General features: G+C 29.4%; 2 protein-coding genes. One reads left to right on the top strand and one right to left on the bottom strand.

What is annotated here, in order from left to right; genetic code table 11:
- Positions 1 to 205: 205 nt before the first annotated feature.
- Positions 206 to 949 carry a nitrilase-related carbon-nitrogen hydrolase gene (locus tag HG1285_RS01890; RefSeq protein ID WP_008289276.1) on the bottom strand — a complete coding sequence of 248 codons (744 nt, stop codon included), beginning with the start codon at positions 947 to 949 and terminating at the stop codon, positions 206 to 208.
- A gap of 73 nt (positions 950 to 1,022) precedes the next feature.
- Here HG1285_RS01890 and HG1285_RS01885 point away from each other — a divergent pair.
- A partial coding sequence (locus HG1285_RS01885; RefSeq protein ID WP_008289277.1) for an AarF/UbiB family protein occupies positions 1,023 to 1,518 on the top strand: 496 nt, incomplete at its 3' end.

The following is a 1,518-nucleotide window of genomic DNA, read 5'->3' on the forward strand; positions in this document are numbered from 1 at the left end:
ACTTGATGCAACAGCAAAAAATGAGCAAGATGGATATTTTAGAGGATGGCCGGAAGATGTATTTTGTGATAAAAGAATCATTGAAAATCTCAGAGATAAAAATATTATTGATGTTGATGATAACTTCTTGCATAAATTCCAGATAATAGATTTTAATGATTGAAAATTTGAGTCAATTGTAGATTTTTTGCTCTATTTATGAAATTTAAATATCCATTTTTATTTTTTTCCTTACTTTTGAAACTTCATTTAAGTCAATATCAGCTTCTATAATACCTTCTTCATTGTCTAAAAATGCAAGTTTTTCACCCCATGGGCTGTAAATTGCTGAGCTTCCTGCATAAGTTATTTTTCCTATTTTGCCGACAGTATCACTTACTATTACAAAAGACTGTGTCTCAATTGCCCTTGCTTGTGAAAGAACTTCTATATGCTTTTTTCTTGAAGCTCCCCACTGGGCAGGTACGAGCAGTATTTCCACTCCTTTTTTTCTTAATGTATATGAAATATTTGGAAACCTTAGCTCAAAACATATCATTATCCCAAGATTACCTGCGGAACTTTCTGCTATATCAAAATTATTCTTTCCTTCCTTGAAATATTTATGTTCACCTGTTGGTTTAAAAAGTTTAGCTTTTGCTCTTTTAAATATGATTTCACCATTGTCTATTACGAAAGCTTTGTTATAAATCCCGTATCTTGTGTTTTCGGGAAGTGTTCCACTTATAACTAAATGTTTTTCATAAGAAAGTTTTTTTAGCTGTTTATAGATTTTAGGAGTTTGTTTTGCGTGAGTTATTAAATTCTCATTATCAAATCCACTGCTGAACATTTCAGGAAGAAGAACAATTGAATTTTTCTTTAGATTTTTAAGATAGTCAAATACTTTTTCCATATTTTTATCAATATTACCAAGTTCTAAATTGAGCTGTAAAGAATAAGCTTGCATAGGTATTGTCTCCAATATAGTTTTATAAAGGAAAATTTATTATATCATCTAAAAGCCGTGTTAAAATTTAAAAATGATAAAAAAGTTTAAGGTTTTAAAAAGAGCAAAAGATATAAGTATTCAACTTTCAAAACTTGGATTTTATAATATTTACGAATATTTTAAACTTCTTTTAGGTCTTGAAGTTGATAAAAGTGTAAAGCCTCAGAAAATAAGAGAAACTCTTGAGGCTCTGGGTCCTTCTTTTATTAAGTTAGGGCAAGTTCTAAGCACTCGTCCTGATATACTACCAGAAGAGGTTATAATTGAATTAACAAAACTTCAGGATAGAGCTCCAGAAGTTGAATTTGATAAAATAGAGCAATTACTCAATAAAAATTTTGGAAATTATAAAAATGTTTTTGAGTATATAAACCCTAAACCTGTAGCAAGTGCTTCCGTTTCACAGGTACACGAAGGTTTTTTGTTAACAGGAGAAAAAGTTGCTGTTAAGGTAAAAAGACCTAATATAGAAGAAATCATAAAATTGGATATTGCTTTTTTCCAATGGCTTTTTTCTTTTTTGGAAA

The organism is Hydrogenivirga sp. 128-5-R1-1 (genome assembly GCF_000171895.1).

Bases quoted from the DNA above. Each gene is read 5' to 3' on its own strand.
- HG1285_RS01890 (WP_008289276.1), bottom strand. From the start codon at position 949: ATGCAAGCTTATTCTTTACAGCTCAATTTAGAACTTGGTAATATTGAT.